This window comes from Myroides sp., from assembly GCF_032073645.1.
Lineage (GTDB): Bacteria > Bacteroidota > Bacteroidia > Flavobacteriales > Flavobacteriaceae > Flavobacterium > Flavobacterium odoratimimum.
In genome coordinates, this window is the sequence record NZ_DAMANB010000014.1 from 25,085 (window position 1) to 45,678 (window position 20,594).

Here is a 20,594-nt window from a genome sequence, read left to right on the forward strand (position 1 = left end):
TAATTGTTAAATGTAAGGTTATTATAATATTATTTCACAGTCAATTGATTGTTTTTAACTCTAGAATTAAAGGACTGTATATATGCTTTGATGAATTTTTCCATCTCTTCTCTTTTTGCAGCCTCTGTATTCATCAGGTTTTGCTTTAGTAGAGGATCTTTTTTCCAGTTGTATAGACCTAAGGTTTTCTTCCCGTCAAAAGCTAAGTAATAATCTCCTTTTTCATAGTTATAGATATTATCTAAGTAGTTTACTACAAAGTCTTGATCAGATTTATAAGATTTACCATAAGTAATAATCTTAGTATTAATCTGTAGATAGTCCAGTAAACTTGGTAGGATATCGATCTGTTGGAAGTTCTTCTCTACTTTTTCAGTTGTTATACTTGGGTCATTAGGAGCAAAGAACAAGATAGGAATACGGAATTTACCTACATTCGTTTTCCATTCATCTTCTATAGGTTCTGCACAGGTATGGTCTGCAGTAATAATAAAAATAGTATTGTTATACCACTCTTTATTTTTTGCAGTTTCGAAGAACTTTTTAAGAGAATAATCAGCATAGGCGATTGATTCGTGGATGTCTGCTTCTCCTTTAGGGAATTTACCTTTATACTTCTCAGGGATAGTATATGGGTTATGTGACGAAATTGTGAATAGAGTAGTAAAAAAAGGTTTCTTGAATCGGTCTAATTGTTTGATATAGAACTGTAAAAACTCTTCATCAAATACACCCCAAGTTCCGTCAAATGCATCAGGGCCTTCGTATTCATTCTTTCCATAATATTCATCAAAACCTGCTACATTAGCATATTGATCGAAGTTTTGACTACCGTTGAACGCACCATGGAAGAACGCAGTGTGATATCCATTTTCTTTTAATATTTTAGGTAGTGTATATACGTCGTTTAATGCATAGCTAGACGAAATAAACGTTCTATTCATTAAGCTAGGAATACTAGAGATAGACGATGGTACAGCATCGATAGATACTTTACCATTAGCGAATGCATTTTCGAAGAAATGACTATTCTGCGCTAGCGAATCCATAAATGGAGTCAATCCTCTATGCATCGTTTCTCTACCGAAACTTTCAACGATTAACAAGACAACATTCTTTTTATTAATACTGTCATATTTGAACTCTTGTACAGGATTAAATACCTGGTCTAGTTCAGCTTCAGTATAGAAGTTTACCTCTTCTAAGTTTTCGTTTCTTCCCATTGTTTTTAATACAGAGAATGGAGTGTTTAAGACTAGAGCTGTATTTTTTAATCCTCCATATTGAGATGCATCTACTAGACGAATAGGTTTGCGTTGTAATCCCCCACGACCTAATACTAGCATGATTCCTATTACTAATACCATCACGACAGTATCTTTAATATTGAATTTACTGCTTTTGATTTTGTAATCTATCTTTCTGTATATCAACCAGAATATTACGAAGGATAAGAACATATAGACTGGTATCCACCAGTAGTCTACAATGAAATTCTTTAATAATCCTGGTAATTCTTGTTCCATACCAGAGGCAGTGATAAAGGCATAAGAACTACGTCTACTGATAAATCTAAAGTATTCGTAGTCTACAAAGTTTAGACATAGTATGAATATATTCACTAAGTAGAAACTGTAAAATAAGAACTGTTGATATCCTTTGTTATTTTGAAATTTACCAGGGAATAAGTGTAATAAGGCGAATGCCATATTAATAAATCCTAGTGCCGCTAAGTCAAATCGAACACCCCCAAGAAATATATTTAAATCCCAAGGATCTAATAAGTGTGAATTGTAAAAATAGAAACCTACTCTACATACTTGATAAAAGAAGAAGATTAAAAGAAATCTTTTAAAGAATAGGATACAATTTTGAGAAAATAATTTACTCATAATCAATAATAAAAACTTTTTTTAATAAATAAAAACAGAGCACAAAAGTACTCTGTTTTATGATAGTAATGGTATATTTAGTATTTATACAGCTACATTATATTCTCTTAAAGCATCGTTTAGAGATGTTTTAAGATCTGTAGATGGTTTTCTCTGTCCGATGATTAACGCACAAGGTACTTGGAACTCACCAGCAGGGAATTGTTTTGTATACGAACCAGGTATCACTACAGAGCGCTCCGGTACATATCCTTTTATTTCTTTAGGAGTATCTCCTGTTACATCTATAATTTTAGTAGACGCTGTTAGTACTACATTAGCACCTAATACAGCTTCTTTCCCTACGCGAACACCTTCTACTACGATACAACGCGATCCGATGAATGCATTGTCCTCAATAATAACAGGCGCAGCCTGTAGAGGTTCTAGTACTCCTCCGATACCTACACCACCTGATAAGTGAACATGTTTACCTATCTGAGCACAAGATCCAACAGTAGCCCATGTATCTACCATCGTTCCTTCATCTACATAAGCACCTATATTCACATAAGAAGGCATAAGGATAACACCTGATGAGATATAAGCTCCATGACGAGCCACAGCATTAGGTACTACTCTGATTCCCTTCTCAGCATAATTCTTCTTTAGAGGCATTTTATCGTGGTATTCGAAGATACCAGCTTCTAAAGTTTCCATCTTTTGAATAGGGAAGTATAGCACTACTGCCTTCTTTACCCATTCATTGATTTGCCATTCTGTTCCCTTAGGTTCAGCTACACGCAATTTACCACTGTCAATCAGCTCTATAACTTCACGAATAGTATTTTGAGTGTTTTGATCTTGTAATAGTGAGCGGTCGTCCCACGCCTTTTCGATTACTTCTTGTAAGTGCGTCATCTGTATTAGATTGAGGTTTGTTAATATATAATTATTGAATGGCTTTGATTACCGCCATTAAGTCTTGTTCGGCTAATCCTTGTTCACTAGCCTTTGCATACGCTTGTTCAGCAGCTTGTGTCAGTGCAGTATTCCATCCTGCATCTTGTGCTAGGCGAATGTCCTTTAGCATAAACTTTAGTGGAAATGCAGCAGGATAGTTATCATCTAGGATAGCAGGGGTCTTTATCTTACTCATACCAGAGCCACATGCACTATTATTTACGATAGCAGTCATCATCTCTCTATTTATTCCATTCTGTTCTGCGAATAGTACAGTCTCTGCTAGTCCTTGTACTACTACAGACATATAGTAGTTAATTGCTAGTTTAGCTTTGCTACCACTACCTGCCGTTCCTAAGTAATAATGGCTTTTACCCATTACTTCAAAAAGAGGTTCGCAAGTCAAGTGATCTTCTAGATCACCACCTACTAAGAATAAGAGTGTACCATCTATCGCAGGTTTTACACTTCCTGATACAGGAGCATCTAGATAGAAAGCCTCTTTCTCTTGTACTTGTTGATATAGTTTTTCAGCTAATGTAGGCGATATTGTACTACTGTTAACGAATGTTTTTCCCTTTAGATCCGTAGTGAGAATTTGTTCGAAAGTACTTACTACTATTTTATCATCAGGCAGTGTTAGAAAGATAATATCTGTCTTAGCGATAAAGTCTGTAAGATCTTCTATAGGAGTAGCCCCTTCAGCGATAAGTGGAGAAGTTTTAGCACTGTCTCTTCTATAGAAGTTTAGTTTATAACCTGCCTTTAAAAGATTGTGCGCCATAGGGGTTCCCATATTTCCTAATCCTATCCATCCTATTTTTTTCATATCTTTTATTTTTTGTGTTGAGGTTATTTTAATGATAAAGCAAATATAACGATATTTTTTTTTGAGAGTCGTTTCTCATGCTATGGAGTTACAGATTTTATACAAATAAATGTAGTGAGGCAATGAGGTACAAGAAGTATCAAAAAACGAAATTATTCTAAATAACTTTCTATTTTTGCCTATCAGCTAGACTAGAAATGAAGAATATTAAATGGGAAACCTTAGATCGCTTAAAGAATAGTTTCAAAGAATTAGAGACTCAGGAGCACTATATCTATATGCCATTTATTAATCTAGCATACTATCCGGCAGAGCCATATCGGTCTAATTATTATGGAATAGGGCTTTTAGAGGAAGGAGAGATTACCTTCTATATCGATCTTACAGAGTATACTATCAAGGGACCTGCCATTATTTTTGCAGATACTACATCAATTAAGAGATGGGACAAGACTCGTCGTACTTATGAGATGATGACAATCTTATTCTCAGAAGATTTCTTACAAGATAAGTTAGTAGAGAATAATGTACTCGCTTCTTTTTCGGATTTATCTAGTCTAGGAGGTTGTGTTACACAGTTAGATTCTAAGGAGTTTGAGAGTTTTAAAACCATGTTTAAGGTCATAGATCTCTATCATAATTCAACCAACTCTTTTCATACAGAGGTCATCAGAGGAGTAATCTACAGTATGATTAACGAAGTAGCGTATCTGTATGAGAAATATGGTAATGTGACCAAAAGTTTACATAAACTAGCTCTCAAGTTTAGAGAGGCGGTAGGTAAGCACTGTAAAGAACACAGAAGTGTACAGTACTACGCTGACTATCTCCATGTACATCCTAAATATCTAAGTCAAGTAATCTCATCAGAAACGGGACTGACTGCTAGTGAGTGGATCCAAAATCAAGTAGTCTTAGAAGCTAAAATCTTACTACAAGACCAAAACCTCTCTATAGGAATCATCGCAGAGATACTTCACTTCAGCGATCAGAGCACCTTTGGCAAATACTTTAAAAAGTATAGCAGTATTAGTCCTAGTGCTTATCGTCACAGTTTATAAGAGGAATTACTTATAAGAGCGTTATCATCTTTTTATTGATAATAGTATTACTTTTTTATAGCGTATCCCATTCTTGTTATAAGAGATAAGAATGCATTGCCAATTAATAGAAGTCCATTGCCTTCTTTTCTCTAGTTCTCCATTTTGTTAACCTATTTATTGAATATTGTGAATGATCATTAAGTGATTCATAATTGAGCACTGTGTTTTTCTCCAAACGAAATGATTGGAAAATAATGGGAGAATAAAAGAAGCATCCCTCGACAAAGACCATCTTAGCTCCATCATTTTCGAGGTATTCTCCATGTATTGTCGAAGGAATTAGGATGAATGCTAGATTATATAAGGGATGGTAGGGGATAGTACTTCATTGAATAAAAAACGAAATAGATAGTAATGTGTTGATTACTATATTGTTGGTTGTTTTTGCTGTTTAAAAAAAGTGAATCTCTTTTTTACTATTTATGGCTAGAATTAGCCTAATAGAGTGCTTTTTAGAAAAAATAGAGCTTAAAAAAGTGTTTTATTGCTATAAATAGGTAGTAATAAGTAGATGATTTTAAAAAAGTGTTTCCCATTTTTTAAGAACTATAAATAGAAGGGATAAGTGGCTGAAACTTACTTATTGGCTAAAATTAACTTATTTAGAACGATTATAGTTAAATGTTTGAAATCCGACATTTTGAACATCTATACCGTGTTATAGTGCTTGTGTGCTAGTGCTCATTGATGGAATTTTGCCTCATGTTAATAGTAGCCTAATGGCTGTGTATTATATTCTTTTATAAGCTAGGGCATAGTGCGGTAGGGAAGAGAAATAATGTGTTTTGTACTTAAGGGAGATACTTCTTGATTTCTATAATCTTACCTTTTGACTAAAAAATCTACTTTTTACCCCTTTACCTCATTTTGTTTAGATAATACATTTGCTACATGTTTAAATAGAAATAGTGCTACTACTTAACGCAATAGTTCAATCAATAATAAATAGTTAAAGATGAAAAAAACATCTACTTTTTTAGGTCTTACTACAATCGCCTTATTATGGGCATGTCAAGATAAAAAGCAAGAAGGAGAATGGGGAGGAGACAGTCAAGTCGAGCAGTATCCTGTACTTTCAATAAAAGCGGAGCAAGCTAATTTATTTACAGATTATCCAGTGGTGTTACAAGGGATAAAAGATGTAGAATTGCGTCCAAAAATTGATGGTTTCGTTGAGGCAATCTATGTGGATGAAGGGCAAACAGTCAAAAAAGGGCAACCCTTATTCAAAATCTACGCTCCACAATATCACGAAGAGAGTGTGGCAGCGGTGGCTTCGATAAAAAATGCAGAGGCAGAGTTAAACAACGCTCGTATGCATGTAGCTAAAGCTAAACCACTAGTGAGTGAAGGTATTATCAGTAACTATGAGTTAGAGTCTGCAGAGTATGCATTAAGAAGTAAAGAAGCACAACTAGCACAAGCTAAAGCTAACTTAAATAGTGCACAGGCTAATGTGGGATATACTCAGGTGGTAGCTCCCTTTGATGGAGTTATAGGATTAATCCCTTATAAAGTGGGAGCACTGGTAAGTAGCGCTTCACCAGAGCCTCTAACTACAGTATCTGAGATAGGAAGTATCAATGCTTATTTCTCTATGAATGAAAAAGAGTTTATCGACTTTATGCAAAAAGGAGGAGAACAAACTCTAGAACAGAGACTCGCGAGTATGCCTGAAGTATCTCTTTTATTAGCGAATGGAAGTGAATACAATCAGAAAGGGAAAATAAATACAGTGAGTGGACAAGTAGACCCTCGTACTGGAAGTGTGAACTTTAGAGCTGTGTTTACTAATCCACAGGGAATATTGAGAAGTGGAAATAGTGCTACCATTCGTGTACACGAGAGTGTAAGCGAAGCTATTCTAGTTCCTCAGAAGGCGACTTTTGAAGTGCAAGGGAAGCGTTTTATTTATGTGGCTAATGCAGAGGGTGTAGTGACTAGCACAGAAATTTCGGTTATGGAGAAGGTGCCTTCGAGTCAATACTTCGTAGTGACAAGTGGGTTAAAACCTGGAGACAAAATCGTAAGTGCAGATATAGGAGGACTACGTGAAGGAATGAAGATTAAAATGTAATAGAGAATAGCATTATGTTGAAAAGATTTATAGAAAACCCAGTGTTATCTACCGTGATATCTATCATTATAGTAATACTAGGGTTGTTAGGACTATTCTCATTACCTATCACACAGTATCCTGAGATAGCACCGCCTACAGTACAGGTGACTGCTAACTACCAAGGGGCAAATGCTGAGGCGGTAATGAAGAGTGTAATTATTCCATTAGAAGAACAGATTAATGGAGTAGAGAATATGGCGTATATGAACTCAAAGGCGAGTAATGATGGTTCGGCTGTTATTACCATTACTTTTACACAAGGAGCAGATGCTGACATGGCAGCTGTGAACGTGCAGAACCGTGTGAGCCAAGCCATGAGTCAATTGCCAGAAGAGGTAATAAAACAAGGGGTGACTACAACCAAGAGATTGAGTAGTGAGATATTCAGTTTCTTAATGTATAGCTCTGATAGTAGATATGATCAGGCATTCTTAGAGAACTATGCTCGTATCAATATTCTACCTAAGATCAAGCGTATCAATGGAGTAGGGGATGCCTCTATCTATGGAGGGCGTGAGTACAGTATGCGTATCTGGTTAAAGCCAAATGCAATGGCTTCTTACGGACTTACACCAAGTGATATCGTACAAGCGTTACAAGAGCAAAACGTAGAGGCAGCACCAGGTAAGGTAGGAGAGAATAGCAGACAGAGTTTTCAGTATGCTTTAAAATACACAGGTCGATTAGAAACGCCAGAAGAGTTCGGAGATATTATTATCCGTTCTAATGGTACAGGTAAGATATTGCGTCTAAGTGATGTGGCAGAGATAGACTTAGGAGCCTACTCGTATGCGATGACCATGACTGCTTATAAACAGCACGGTACTTATATCGCGGTAAATCAGGTGGCAGGGTCTAATGCCCATGAGATTATTAAGCAATGTGAAGAATTATTAAAAGAAGCAGAAAAAGACTTGCCTGCGGGGGCGAAATTCGAAGTATATGCGAATTCTAATGATTTCTTATTAGCCTCTATTGATAAATTGATAGCGACTTTAATAGAAGCATTTGTATTAGTGTTCATAGTAGTATTAGTGTTCTTACAGGATTGGCGTTCTACTTTGATACCAGCTATAGCGGTACCAGTAGCTATCGTAGGTACGTTCTTTTTCTTGAATCTATTTGGCTTCTCTATTAACTTGTTGACTCTTTTTGCTCTAGTACTGTCCATCGGTATTGTGGTGGACGATGCCATCATCGTAGTAGAGGCAGTACATGCCAAACTATATGAAGGAGCAGAGACAGCGAAGAAGGCTACAGTGAGTGCCATGAGTGAGTTGACTACTGCTATTATTTCGATTACGTTAGTGATGTCAGCTGTATTCGTACCCGTTACATTTATCGAAGGATCTGTAGGGGTGTTTTATAAAGAATTTGGTATCACATTAGCTGTCGCTATTTTGATTTCGGCTATTAATGCCTTGACACTGAGTCCTGCGCTATGTGCTATTATGTTGAAACCTGAGTCAGGTATACACGAGGAGAAAAGAGGTTTTGTCAATAGATTTAAATCTGCTTTTAATAGTTCATTTGACAGAATGACTAATCGCTATGTAGGTGTATTGGGCTTCTTGAATAAGAATAAATGGTTGTCGTTAGGAAGTATCGTTGTATTTGGTGCCTTGTTTGTATTCTTAACGAAAACGACACCAACGGGATTTGTTCCTAATGAGGATAGTGCTTCTATCTATGGTAATATTATCTTAGCTCCTTCTACTTCTCTTGAAGAGACTGAGCGTATCTCTAACGAGATAGATAGTATCGCGATGAGTATACCTGAGGTAAAGTTCACTTCACGACTAGCAGGTATGGACTTCTTCAGTGGGAATGGTAGTTCGTATGCTGTAGAGTTCATTAAGTTAAAACACTGGAAAGATCGCCCAAATCCAGAACAAAATATTCACAGTGTAGTAGGACAGTTATTTGCTAAGACAGCGCATATTAAGGATGCTAATGTGGTATTCTTTGCAGCACCTACACTACAAGGATTTGGTAACAGTTCAGGATTCGAAGTACAGTTACAAGATAAGACTGGTGGAGATTATAAGAAGTTTGAAGAAATAATAGGAGGATTCTTAGGAGCGTTAAATCAACGTCCTGAGATTATGTATGCCACTTCGTCTTTTAATACGAACTTCCCACAGTATGAAGTGTCTGTCAATGTAGCAAAAGCAAAAGAGGCAGGGGTAGGGGTAACAGAGATTCTGACTACACTACAAGGGTATTTAGGAGGTATTTATGCAACGAACTTTAACCGCTTCGGTAAGCAGTATAAGGTGATGATACAAGCAGATCCTAATTTCCGTGAGAATAAAGAGGCTATCGATAAACTATATGTGAAGAATGAGCAAGGAGTAATGTCTCCTATCACAGCCTTCATTGATCTGAAGAAAGTGTACAGTCCAGAGTTCTTGACGCGCTTTAATTTGTTTAACTCAGCTTTCGTGAATGGTAGCCCTAATCCAGGTTTTAGTTCTGGAGATGCTATACGTGCGATAGAAGAAGTAGCAGCACAGACTTTACCACAAGGGTATGGTTTTGAGTATTCAGGATTGTCTAGAGAAGAGAGCGGTAGTGGTAATCAGACTGTTATTATTTTTGTGCTGTCTATCTTATTCGTTTACTTCTTATTAAGTGCTCAGTTTAAGAGTTATATACTTCCATTGGCAGTGTTGTTCTCTTTACCGATAGGATTAGCAGGAGCTTTTATCTTCGCTAAGCTATTCGGAATAGAAAATAATATATTCTTACAGATTAGTTTGATTATGTTGATTGGTTTATTAGCGAAGAATGCTATTCTGATTGTAGAGTTTGCGCTACAGAGACGACAGTCAGGTCAGACTATTGCAGCGGCTGCTATAGAAGGAGCGCGTATTCGTCTAAGACCTATTCTGATGACTTCGTTTGCTTTCATATTTGGATTATTACCACTGATGATGGCGACAGGAGCAGGAGCATTGAGTAATAAATCAATTGGTACAGCTGCGGTAGGAGGAATGTTGATTGGTACGCTGATCGGGGTATTAGTTATTCCTTCATTATTTGTTGTGTTCCAGGCGTTACAAGAGAAAATAAGTGGAGCTCCTGTATTAGAAGAACAAGAGTAAGTGTAATTATAAAGTGAGAAATGTATAAGTGTATCTAAGGGTGCACTTATACGTTACACAATGACTTAAGTCAATGCGATAAATCAGAAGAATCATGAAATGGACATATAAAATATATATAGGTGCTCTGGCTATGGGGATGTTGGCCTCATGCCAATCCACACAGAGTTATCAGCACTTAGATATTGCTGCAAAAGAGCTTTATCGAAATACCCAAGAAGGGGACACATTAAGTATAGGCATGATGCCTTGGCAAACTTTGTTTAAAGATGCAAAGCTACAAGAGCTAATAACAGAAGGAATAGAAAATAACTTAGACCTAAAGATAGGGATAGAAAGGCTACATGCTTCAGAGGCGTTATTAAAACAATCTAAAGCTGCGTTCTTACCTGACTTAAGTATAGGTGGAGGAGTGAAAAGATCAAGATTATCTTATCCTCAGGGGTTTGGTTTTGTAAAGAATGCGACACAGTATGATGTATTCGCTAATACTTCTTGGGAGATAGATGTATGGGGAAAATTAGCGAGTAGTAAGCGTGCTGCTTACTATAGAATGCTTCAGTCTGATGCAGGACAAAAGGCTGTGCAGACTCAGATAGTCGCTCAGATAGCAGATTATTATTACCAATTATTGGCGTTAGATCAACAACAAACTATTATCGAAAAGACGATAGTGAATAGAAAAGTAGATGTTGAAACAATGCAAAAGTTGAAGGAGTCAAGTGTAGTAACAGGTGCGGCTGTGGTACAGAGTGAAGCTAACTACTATGACGCTGAGGCTACACTACCTGGTGTGAAACGCCAAATCAGAGAAGTAGAAAATGCATTGAATGTTCTATTAGGGAAACCTGTAGGTACAATAGATAGAGCTAACTTAACTGTACAAGAACTACCAATAGAACCAAGTATAGGGATACCTGCACATCTATTAAAGAATAGGCCTGATGTGATGGCAGCTGAGTATGAGTTGGCAGCGTATTTTGAAGATGTGAATGCGGCTAAGAGAGCATTCTACCCTTCATTAAATATCACAGGAGGAGCGGGATTCTCTAGTTATGAGTTTAAAGATTGGTTTACTTCTACAGGATTGTTTGCTAATATAGCAGGGGGCTTATTACAGCCTATCTTTAATAAAAGACAAAACAAAACGAGGTTAGAGATAGCGAAAGCGAGTTATCAAGAGAAAGCGTACAACTTTCAAAAAACTATGTTAGTAGCAGGGCAAGAGGTCTCTGATGCACTATATGCTTATGAGATGGCAGGAGAGCAACTGACTATGAGACAACAACAAGTGGATAAGTTAGCCTTAGCTGTTGATTATACAAAGAAGTTATTAGTGTATCATTCATCAACGAATTATACAGATGTATTGACTTCAGAACAAGCACACCTTTATGCACAATTAGCACATAGTAATGATCAGCTATTAGAATGGCAAGCCATTATTAAGCTTTATAAAGCATTAGGAGGAGGTTGGAGAGAATAATTTTTTCCATTTATATATAGAGTAATGAAAGTGATACTATAGGGAGAACAATCTTTATAGTAGATTATTAATTACTTGACTCAATCTGTTCGTCGGCATTTTACTTTTAGATAGTTAATCATCGTGCTAATTTGGAAACTATTTATAAAACTGGATTATGTCAATAGATTGAGTCTTTCTAGACAAATAATCTTTGTCGATTTTTTACTACTTTTTAATTGAGAGAGCCACATCGTGAGATGTGGCTTTTTTGTTTTAATTGATTTCTTTTAATATTTAAAAAGAAATGTTGTGAGTGTTCTTAATTTCTCTCATCACAAAAGAACTATGTGTACTTCCTATACTATCTACCATGGCTAATTTATTAAATACAAAGTCTTGGTAATGCTTCATATCATTAGCATATACTTTTAGGATAAAGTCAAAATCTCCTGATATATTATAACATTCAACAACTTCATCTATAAGCATAATATCTTCAACAAACTTGTTATTGATAAGGCGCTCATGTTGTTTAAGTTTAATATTACAGAATACAATAAAGCCTTTATTTAGCTTTTCAGCATCTATTAAAGCGATATATTTCTTTATAAAGCCTTCTTTTTCTAGTCGTTTTATTCTTTCAAAAACTGGAGTAGCAGATAGGTTTACTTGTTGAGCAATCTCTTTTGTAGTCAGATTAGAGTTGTCACATAGTATTCGAAGTAGTTTTAAATCTGTCTCGTCTAGGTTATGCATTAGAATAATATTTTGTTTTAGTGGTACCAAATGTAGTGATAATAGAATTAAAATCTGTTTAAATTATTATTATGGTTATTTGTTCTTAATTGTTGAATATGTAATGTGTTTATATTCTTCAATTGTATCTTTGTTTAGAATTAATGAATTGTTCTTAAAATACTTCATCAGGCGAAAATAGGTTTTACTTAACTGTAGATTAAAAGGGAATCGTGTGAGAATCACGAACTGTCGCGCAACTGTAAGTAACATTGAATATACTAGTCATATTATGCTCACTGATATAAAATCGGGAAGGGCGATTAGTGTAGTTATAAGTCAGGAGACCTGCCATTTTTGAATTGACAATGCTTTCGCGGTAAAGAGCTATAGTCAGGTTTGATGCTATGATGTGCTGTTTCTATGTTATATAGAAGTAGTATTGTATAGCTATTCCTTATCTATTAGAGTTTCCCCACTACCGCGTAATGCATTAGGAAGAGAGAACTTTTTAAGTGATTAATTAACCATTTTAAAAAGTTGTGAAAATGCAAACACAAGTATTAGGCTATCCGCGTATTGGTGGCCAAAGAGAGCTGAAAAAAGCAAATGAACAGTATTGGGCTGAGAAAATTGAAAGAGAAGAGTTAGAGCAGGTTGCGCAAGCTATTCGTCATCAAAATTGGCAATTACAAAAGACAGCAGGTATTACATTAATTCCTTCTAATGACTTTTCATTTTATGATCAGGTATTGGATTGGAGTTTAACCTTAGGAGCTATTCCTAAAAGGTATCAGCCTCTCCGTACAAATGAAGGTCTGTCTTTACTAGATTTATACTTCGCGATGGCTAGAGGGTATCAAAAAGGTGGATTTGATATTACTGCTATGGAAATGACAAAATGGTTTGATACTAACTATCACTATATCGTACCGGAGTTTTATAAAGGACAGCAGTTTGAATTAACTTCACTAAAGGTAGTAGAGGAATATAAAGAAGCAAAGAAGATTGGTATAGAGACTAAGCCCGTTATCTTAAGTCTTGTTTCTTATTTGCTATTAGGTAAGGCAAAAGAACAAGATTTCAATGTATTAAGCTTAGTAGATAGTTTGTTACCTGTATATCTTGAAATAATAAAACGTCTGACAGATGAAGGAGTTCAATACATTCAAATTGATGAACCTTTTCTAGTGCTTGACTTGACAGAAGAACAGAAAAAAGCAATCACATCGTTTTACAATATTATACAATCTTCTTTTCCAGATCTTAAGGTAATTGTAGCTACTTACTTTGGAGGATTAGAAGATAATGCTTCGTTGGCATTGGCATTACCAGTAGAAGTATTGCATATTGATCTAGTGCGTAATGAAGAGCAGCTAGAAGAGATACTTAATAAGGCTCCGTCTAGTTTAAAGTTGTCACTAGGTGTAGTGGATGGTCGTAATATTTGGAAGAACGATTATGAACAATCATTAACATTGATAGATAAAGCTATTGAGCGAAGAGGGAAAGAGAAAATCATCATAGCGACATCGTGTTCATTACTTCACAGCCCTATTGATTTAGAAGGAGAAGTGAAATTAACAACAGAAATCAAGCAATGGCTCGCTTTTGCTAAACAAAAGGTTCAGGAAGTAGTAGATTTAGCTAAGTTAGCGAGTGTTGCAGATAGAGAGGGGGTATCAGCTTATCAAGAGAATAAAATAGCTCAACACGATAAACGTACATCTACGCTTATACATCATGAAGCAGTAAAAAGACGCGTACAAGGAATTACAGAGCAAGATGCACAAAGAAAAGCTCCGTTTAGTACGAGACAACCCTTACAACATAAAGCATTAGACCTGCCTTTATTTCCAACGACAACAATAGGTTCGTTCCCACAGACGAAAGAAGTAAGACAGTGGAGAGCTAAGTTTAAAAAGGGAGAGCTTACAGCACAGCAGTATGAAGATTTATTAAAACAAGAGACGGCTAGAGCTATACAATGGCAAGAAGAAATCGGTCTAGATGTATTAGTACATGGAGAATTTGAACGCAATGATATGGTGGAGTACTTCGGAGAACAATTAGAAGGATTTACATTTACTCAGAATGGTTGGGTACAGAGTTATGGAAGTAGATGTGTGAAACCTCCTGTTATTTATGGAGATGTGTATCGCAGTAAGCCATTAACGGTATTCTGGTCTGCTTATGCACAATCATTGACTAAGCAAAAGGTAAAAGGAATGTTGACAGGTCCAGTGACGATATTACAGTGGTCCTTTGTACGAAATGATATTCCTAGGTCTGAGACCTGTACTCAAATAGCTTTAGCAATTAGAGATGAAGTAGTAGATTTAGAAAGTGCTAATATTGAAATCATCCAGATTGATGAACCTGCAATAAGAGAAGGCTTACCATTGCGTAAAGCAGCCTGGGATAGTTATTTGGATTGGGCTGTTAGAGCATTTAGAATTTCTGCTTCAGGAGTGAAGAATGAGACACAGATTCATACTCATATGTGTTATTCTGAGTTTAACGATATTATACAGCATATTGCAGCTATGGATGCAGATGTGATTACGATAGAGTGTTCTCGTTCACAGATGGATTTATTAGATGCTTTTGCAGCATTTAAATACCCAAATGAGATTGGACCAGGAGTATATGATATTCACTCTCCACGTGTACCTACAGAAGAAGAAATGTTGTATCTAATTAAAAAGGCAGAAAACTATATACCAACAAAACAATTATGGGTAAACCCTGACTGTGGATTAAAAACGCGTCATTGGGAAGAGACTGAAAAAGCGCTTATAGCGATGGTGAATGTCTCTAAAAAACTGAGAGAAGAAAGTTTAGTAGAAGCTATTTAATAGAATAAGGCTCTTGTTGATCAACAAGAGCCTTATTCTATTATTTTAGTTAGAAAGATAGACGAATGATTCTATCTAATTTATCCTTGTCTATATGAGGAGAGAATTCATTGTATAATTCATGCTTAAGTAGTGATACGATAGCAAAGAAATCTGAAGTAAGCGTTAAGTAGTATTGTTCTACTTTTTCTATTGATTGGTTTTCTGCTATTTTGATCTGATGACTTTCAGTCATTAGATTACCTACGTGAACTAAGATTTTATCAAAAGTCTCTGCTGAGGTATGCATTTGAAGAAAACCAAACTCAAAGATCAGATCGTGTAGGTTATTCACTTCTTTCTCTATTTTCTTACCTGTAGATAAGTGTGGACTAAGTGATTCTCGTTGTAAGATCGTGTTTAGCTGAGTCAAGAATTGAAAGAAAACTTCTTGTTTCTTTTCAAATACTAATAAGTGACGTTCTCTAGACTCTTCACTTTTAGTTTGTCCTTGTAATAAGAGAACAGTAATAATAGCTGTAATTACAACTCCTAATAATGTACCAAAGAACTGACCAGGAAGAGAAGCTAGCTCAAATATTTCAAAAGTTATGGCTACGATAAAGAAGATAATTGTACTTGTGATAATACCTACTCTTGGCCAATTGATTTTGTTTTTCATAAAGTCTTTTTTAAAAAAGCGTTGTAATGGTTTGATGAATAATAGCATAGCCTTTTTTAAGAGATAGAAAAAGGAAAAGCTTATTCAGAATGAAATTACAACTATTTCTGATATAAAAAAGATTATCTTTTTTGATGTGTCTTTCTATAAGCCGACATACTCATACTTTCATGTTTCTTAAAGAATTTGTTAGCATGACTCTCATCTGTAAACGTAAATTCAGAAGCTATCTCACCTATTCTAAGATCGCTAAATAATAGACGTTGCTTAATAAGTTTTAGTCGATAAGTAGTGATGTACTGCTGCATAGTTTCTCCGCATTGATTAAAAAAATAATTACCTATATAAGACGGTGCTAGACCAAATTCTTGTCCTATAACCTGTGCTGTTAATCGTTTGAGGTCATAGATGTTCTGTTGTATGTAACTTATGATGTCTAATACCTTTTGTTCTTTAGTGGTTAAGTTTTCAGGAATATAGTTCATTAGATTACGCGTAGCTATAATCATAATAGCATTGATATACTGACGTTGTAAATCGCAATTACAGGTTTTAGTATTTTGGATACTGAGTATAAGGCATTCTACTATTTTGTGAATGATATGTTTGTCTTCCTCATCTGTTATAATAGAAGTAGGTAGATGCGTAGCATAGTACAGCACGCATTCTAAGTGATTAATATTAGCAGCATTGTATTGCTTGATGTATTCATCATTCACGCGAATAACGACAAACTCTGATTGAGCTGTTAGGTCAAAAGAGTGTTTGTCTTCTGGAGTGATTAGATATAGGTCACCCATAGTTATTTTGCTTTTATTGCCATTTACAGTGTGTGTTCCTTCTCCTGAAATCACAAATACAAACTCAAAAAAATTGAATTGTCTGTTCTGTAGAGGACAAGAATCTACCTTCTCATAAAAGACCTCAAAGGGTTGATATATATTTTCTCTTGCCATGTATATACTGTTATTTGATTAAAATGTACCTGTATGATGGTGTTTAATCAGTTTATTTTTGTGTAAAAGTAATAATTATATGAAAGCAATTGTGTTAAATGAATTTGGAGGAGTAGAGAATCTTCAAATCAGAGAGGTAGAGATGCCTTTTATAAATAAAGATGAAGTATTAGTAAAAGTGAAAGCACTTAGTATTAATCCAGTGGATGCTTTGACTAGAGCTGGTACAGTAGGGATGTCTAAAGTAGTAGAGCAGTTTACTCCTATTATTTTAGGATGGGACTTTTCAGGTGTAATAGAAGCAATAGGAGATCACGTACAAGAGTTTAAAGTAGACGATGCTGTTTTTGGTATGGTAAACTTTCCAGGGCACGGCAGGGCTTATGCAGAATATATTGCTGTGCCCGTTAATCAGATCGCTTTAAAACCTAGTAATATTACTTATGAAGAAGCAGCTGCGTCTACCTTAGCAGCTTTGACTGCATGGCAGGCTTTTGATAGTTATGGTAAACTAAGACCTAATGATAAGGTACTAATACATGCCGCATCTGGAGGAGTAGGGCATTATGCAGTGCAGATTGCTAAGCATTTAGGGGCTTATGTGATAGGAACATCTTCATTGAAGAATAAAGACTTTGTTTTAAACTTAGGAGCTGATGAGTATATTGATTATAGAAGTGTGAAGTTTGAGGAAGTAGTGTCAGATATAGATTTTGTCTTAGAGGCAGTAGGTGGAGACAATTTTCAGAAATCAGTAAAGGTACTTAAGCAGTTCGGTACTCTTGTAGCTTTGCCATCAGGATATACAAAGAAAGATGAAGCATTGTTTAATGAAAAACAGTTACACGGAAGTTGTTTTATGAGTGTGTATTCGAGTGGAAGAGATATGAAAATCATAGCTGATCTCTTAGAAAAAGGTATTGTAAAAGCTCATATTAGTCGTGTTTTTGACTTTGAAGACATGGATAAAGCACATTTATATATAGAAAGTGGGAATACTGTAGGAAAGGTAGTTGTGTGTATTTCTTAAAATAAATATAATAATCAAACATAAAAGATGGTATAAATATAAAGTATATCATCTTTTTTTGTTTTTATATGTTTTGTTATTTAGTGTTTTGTGTGGTTATATTGTTGTTTTTTAAGTGTAATAATTAAATAATGTTAATTTTTTATATGTTTGGATTGATGAATTTGTTTGATTCTCCTTGTTAACTATTCAAATAATCGTTAAACGTTTATGAAAAAAATAACCTTACTTATATTAATTGGCTTCTTGTCATTTTCTTGTAGCAATGATGACAATAACAAGAATGATAAACCTAAAGAAGAGAAACCAGATTATCAACCTAAAATACTAATCCCTTTTGAAGAGCGTGGTTTATGGGGGTTCAGAGACCCACAGGCTAATGTTGTGGTAGTGGTACCTCAGTATGAAGCTGTAAAAGATTTTGACCAACATAAAATAGCTAGAGTAAAAAAGAGTAAGCTTTGGGGAATAATAGATATGCTGGGCAAACCTGTAATAGCTCCTACTTATAACGATATTAAAGATTTTAGTATACAGGGATATGCGACTGTAGTGAGATTAGAAAAAAGTGGAGTGATTAATACTAAGGGAGAAGAGAAGATAGAACCTTTGTATGATGAGATTACAGGCTACTATGATAAGCAGTATGTAAAGGTGATGATAGAGCAGAAGTATGGTATTATAGACAAGGATTGGAAATTAGCAATCAAACCTTCTTATACTAAGATTCGCGATTTTGGAACAGAAGGAGTGAATGCAGATCACATCATCGTAGAGCAGAATACAAAGAGAGGATTGATTAATAAGAATTGGAAAGTATTAGCGAATGCTAAGTATGACAGTATTACCAAATTTGATACTAGAGGTATAGCGATGTTAATCGACTCGTTAAAGATGGGGATGATTAACACGGAAGGAAAGATTCTAGAGCCTAAGTACGATGAGATTAAAGAGTCTAATGATGAGGTAGAAGTTACTTATAAAGTAGTTTTAAAAGAGAAATGGGGGCTGTTAAATAAAGATTGGAAAGAAATTATAGCACCTCGTTTTGAGGCAGACTTTAAGATATTTGAGTTTGATAAATCAGGTTATGCCAGATTACATGTAGGGGAGAAGTGGGGATTCATTGATAAGAATCACAAGGTAATCTTAGAGCCTATATATGATGAGATCACAGAATTCGACGAACAAGGTTTTGCACGTATTAAAGTAGGAGAGAAGTGGGGAGTGATTAACAGAGAGTTTAAGGTATTATTAGCTCCAGAATATGATAATATAACCGTGTTTAACGCTGAGGGCTTTGCGCGTGTCAATCAGAATGGTAAATGGGGAGTGATTAATAAACAATGGAAAGTAGTGCTACCTGTGATGTATGATAATATCGGAACTTTACTACCTTATGATATGACAATCTTAACACTAGACAGTAAACTAGGGTTAGCGAATAAGAATTGGGAAGTTGTATTACCTGTGGACTATAAGGATATCAATGTGACAGAAGACCAAGGTACTGTGAGAATCTACAATGATATACCAGGTATAGAAAGAGCTGTAGGGTTATTCCATCTAAAAACGTATAAACGTTTAGAACCAACCTATGAGCGAATAGATAATTATAACTCTTTTGGATATGCATTAGTACAGAAGAATGAGATATCTAAGAATCTTATAGATAAAAACTTCGAAGAGCGATTAGATACTTATTATACAGAGATATATCCATTTAATGAAGCTGGAGTGTTTAAAGTACTTAAGGCTCCTTATTTAGGCATATTTGACTCTAGAATGAATATGTTGGTAGAACCGACTAAATATACAGATATAGAAGAGTTCGCAGAGGATAATCATGCAGTAGTGTCTTTTGGCAATAAGAGCGGGTTAATTAATAGACAGTGGAAAGAAGTTCTAGCTGTAGAATATGATGAGGTATCTACGCCAGACAAAGAGAGTAATAGAAAGCTTACTATCCACACTTCTTCAGTGACAATGTATAATGTTTTTAATCAGAACGGAAAGATCTTAGAGGATAACTATAAAGAGATAAAGTTTGACTATGCAAACAAAGTCATTTTGTTAAAAGGGATGAATGATTTACATGGTTTTGCATCTGTTAATCTTGTACATATCACTTCTCCTGTTTATGAGAACGAGCTAGACTTCACCAATGCTCTAGTAGCTAGGATGAAACAGAATGGGGTATGGGGACTGATTAATAAACAGGGCATCATTGTTATAAACCCGATGTACGATCGTATCAGTGAGTTTAATAATGAAGGATATGCCTATTTAGTAAAAGGAGGTTTATACGGATTTGTGAATCATGTAGGGCTTACGACTGTGCATGCCAAATATGAAATACCAGATTATGCTTTGACAAAAGACAAGTTAGCAAAGGTGAGAGCGAATGGACTATTGACTATTGTTAATTATGAGAATGGGATAGAGTTATTTAAACCAGGTCAGTATACAGATGTAGATAACTTATTTAAAGGCTACGCTACATATTTAGAGAAAGGTAAGTGGGGCATAGCGGATAAGTTACAAAAGGTAGTATCAGTAGCGAAATATGATAAGGTAGAGCGCTTCACTAAAGATAATACAGCGCGAATTAGGCTGAATAACTATGTAGGATTTATGAATGATAAAGGGGTAATCGTATTAGAACCGACTACATACAGTCATATAGGAGAGTTTAAAGATGGTAAAACTACTGCGATAAAGAATGGAGTAGCAGTAGTTATTGATATAAATGGAAAGGAAATATAGGTTTGTATAAAAAGCACTTTTGTAGAGATACAGAAGTGCTTTTTTATGGTAAAGAAGGCAGGATATAAGCTATAAAGAATGAAAATGAAGATATTCCTTTTTAAATAATGAAGATATTGTCTAATTAC

General features: G+C 35.3%; 13 protein-coding genes and 1 riboswitch. Of the genes, 7 read left to right on the forward strand and 6 right to left on the reverse strand.

Annotation, left to right across the window (positions count from 1 at the left end; translation table 11 throughout):
• Positions 1-29: 29 nt before the first annotated feature.
• The 3 genes from RT228_RS11210 to RT228_RS11220 form a co-directional block, all read right to left on the reverse strand.
• Positions 30-1,898: an LTA synthase family protein gene (locus tag RT228_RS11210; protein ID WP_006261783.1), complete on the reverse strand. Its 1,869-nt coding sequence runs from the start codon at positions 1,896-1,898 to the stop codon at positions 30-32.
• A 78-nt stretch (positions 1,899-1,976) separates the two neighbouring features.
• On the reverse strand, positions 1,977-2,792 hold the full coding sequence (locus RT228_RS11215) for a 2,3,4,5-tetrahydropyridine-2,6-dicarboxylate N-succinyltransferase (protein WP_006258647.1): 816 nt from the start codon (positions 2,790-2,792) through the stop codon (positions 1,977-1,979).
• A 31-nt stretch (positions 2,793-2,823) separates the two neighbouring features.
• The gene (locus RT228_RS11220; protein WP_006258646.1) at positions 2,824-3,663 is read right to left on the reverse strand and encodes an NAD(P)-dependent oxidoreductase; all 840 of its coding nucleotides are present in this window, start codon (positions 3,661-3,663) and stop codon (positions 2,824-2,826) included.
• Between the two features lie 197 nt (positions 3,664-3,860).
• Between RT228_RS11220 and RT228_RS11225 the strand changes: the two genes are divergently transcribed.
• From RT228_RS11225 to RT228_RS11240, 4 genes are all read left to right on the forward strand, one after another.
• Positions 3,861-4,724: a helix-turn-helix domain-containing protein gene (locus RT228_RS11225; protein WP_006258645.1), complete on the forward strand. Its 864-nt coding sequence runs from the start codon at positions 3,861-3,863 to the stop codon at positions 4,722-4,724.
• Between the two features lie 997 nt (positions 4,725-5,721).
• Positions 5,722-6,843 carry an efflux RND transporter periplasmic adaptor subunit gene (locus RT228_RS11230; RefSeq protein WP_006258644.1) on the forward strand — a complete coding sequence of 374 codons (1,122 nt, stop codon included), beginning with the start codon at positions 5,722-5,724 and terminating at the stop codon, positions 6,841-6,843.
• Between the two features lie 14 nt (positions 6,844-6,857).
• Positions 6,858-9,992 carry an efflux RND transporter permease subunit gene (locus tag RT228_RS11235; protein WP_006258643.1) on the forward strand — a complete coding sequence of 1,045 codons (3,135 nt, stop codon included), beginning with the start codon at positions 6,858-6,860 and terminating at the stop codon, positions 9,990-9,992.
• A 94-nt stretch (positions 9,993-10,086) separates the two neighbouring features.
• Positions 10,087-11,478 (forward strand): TolC family protein, encoded by a 1,392-nt coding sequence (locus RT228_RS11240; protein WP_006258642.1) that lies wholly within the window; start codon positions 10,087-10,089, stop codon positions 11,476-11,478.
• 276 nt (positions 11,479-11,754) lie between these two features.
• On the opposite strand, the gene RT228_RS11245 is transcribed toward RT228_RS11240, so the two are convergent.
• Positions 11,755-12,216 carry an Lrp/AsnC family transcriptional regulator gene (locus tag RT228_RS11245; RefSeq protein ID WP_006258641.1) on the reverse strand — a complete coding sequence of 154 codons (462 nt, stop codon included), beginning with the start codon at positions 12,214-12,216 and terminating at the stop codon, positions 11,755-11,757.
• Between the two features lie 162 nt (positions 12,217-12,378).
• A riboswitch (cobalamin riboswitch) is annotated at positions 12,379-12,566 on the forward strand.
• A 177-nt stretch (positions 12,567-12,743) separates the two neighbouring features.
• Here RT228_RS11245 and metE point away from each other — a divergent pair.
• Complete coding sequence (gene metE / locus RT228_RS11250; protein ID WP_006261782.1) at positions 12,744-15,053, forward strand: 5-methyltetrahydropteroyltriglutamate--homocysteine S-methyltransferase; 2,310 nt, start codon at positions 12,744-12,746, stop codon at positions 15,051-15,053.
• Between the two features lie 49 nt (positions 15,054-15,102).
• Here metE and RT228_RS11255 read toward each other — a convergent pair whose 3' ends face one another.
• A complete protein-coding gene (locus RT228_RS11255) occupies positions 15,103-15,714 on the reverse strand; it encodes a hypothetical protein (RefSeq protein WP_016648903.1) in 612 nt (203 codons plus the stop codon).
• Positions 15,715-15,836: 122 nt separating this feature from the next.
• Entirely contained in the window at positions 15,837-16,670 is an 834-nt protein-coding gene (locus tag RT228_RS11260) for a helix-turn-helix domain-containing protein (protein WP_006258638.1), read from the reverse strand.
• Between the two features lie 79 nt (positions 16,671-16,749).
• On the opposite strand from RT228_RS11260, the gene RT228_RS11265 reads away from it, so the two are divergent.
• Both RT228_RS11265 and RT228_RS11270 read left to right on the forward strand, forming a co-directional pair.
• Positions 16,750-17,700, forward strand: a complete 951-nt coding sequence (locus RT228_RS11265; RefSeq protein WP_006258637.1) for an NADP-dependent oxidoreductase — start codon at positions 16,750-16,752, stop codon at positions 17,698-17,700.
• A gap of 210 nt (positions 17,701-17,910) precedes the next feature.
• Complete coding sequence (locus RT228_RS11270; RefSeq protein ID WP_006258636.1) at positions 17,911-20,466, forward strand: WG repeat-containing protein; 2,556 nt, start codon at positions 17,911-17,913, stop codon at positions 20,464-20,466.
• Positions 20,467-20,594 lie beyond the last annotated feature (128 nt).

Coding starts and splice junctions, on each gene's coding strand:
- RT228_RS11240 (WP_006258642.1), top strand. CDS start 10,087: ATGAAATGGACATATAAAATATATATAGGTGCTCTGGCTATGGGGATG.
- RT228_RS11235 (WP_006258643.1), top strand. CDS start 6,858: ATGTTGAAAAGATTTATAGAAAACCCAGTGTTATCTACCGTGATATCT.
- RT228_RS11220 (WP_006258646.1), bottom strand. CDS start 3,663: ATGAAAAAAATAGGATGGATAGGATTAGGAAATATGGGAACCCCTATG.
- RT228_RS11255 (WP_016648903.1), bottom strand. CDS start 15,714: ATGAAAAACAAAATCAATTGGCCAAGAGTAGGTATTATCACAAGTACA.
- RT228_RS11270 (WP_006258636.1), top strand. CDS start 17,911: ATGAAAAAAATAACCTTACTTATATTAATTGGCTTCTTGTCATTTTCT.
- RT228_RS11225 (WP_006258645.1), top strand. CDS start 3,861: ATGAAGAATATTAAATGGGAAACCTTAGATCGCTTAAAGAATAGTTTC.
- RT228_RS11215 (WP_006258647.1), bottom strand. CDS start 2,792: ATGACGCACTTACAAGAAGTAATCGAAAAGGCGTGGGACGACCGCTCA.
- RT228_RS11230 (WP_006258644.1), top strand. CDS start 5,722: ATGAAAAAAACATCTACTTTTTTAGGTCTTACTACAATCGCCTTATTA.
- RT228_RS11260 (WP_006258638.1), bottom strand. CDS start 16,670: ATGGCAAGAGAAAATATATATCAACCCTTTGAGGTCTTTTATGAGAAG.
- metE (WP_006261782.1), top strand. CDS start 12,744: ATGCAAACACAAGTATTAGGCTATCCGCGTATTGGTGGCCAAAGAGAG.
- RT228_RS11245 (WP_006258641.1), bottom strand. CDS start 12,216: ATGCATAACCTAGACGAGACAGATTTAAAACTACTTCGAATACTATGT.
- RT228_RS11265 (WP_006258637.1), top strand. CDS start 16,750: ATGAAAGCAATTGTGTTAAATGAATTTGGAGGAGTAGAGAATCTTCAA.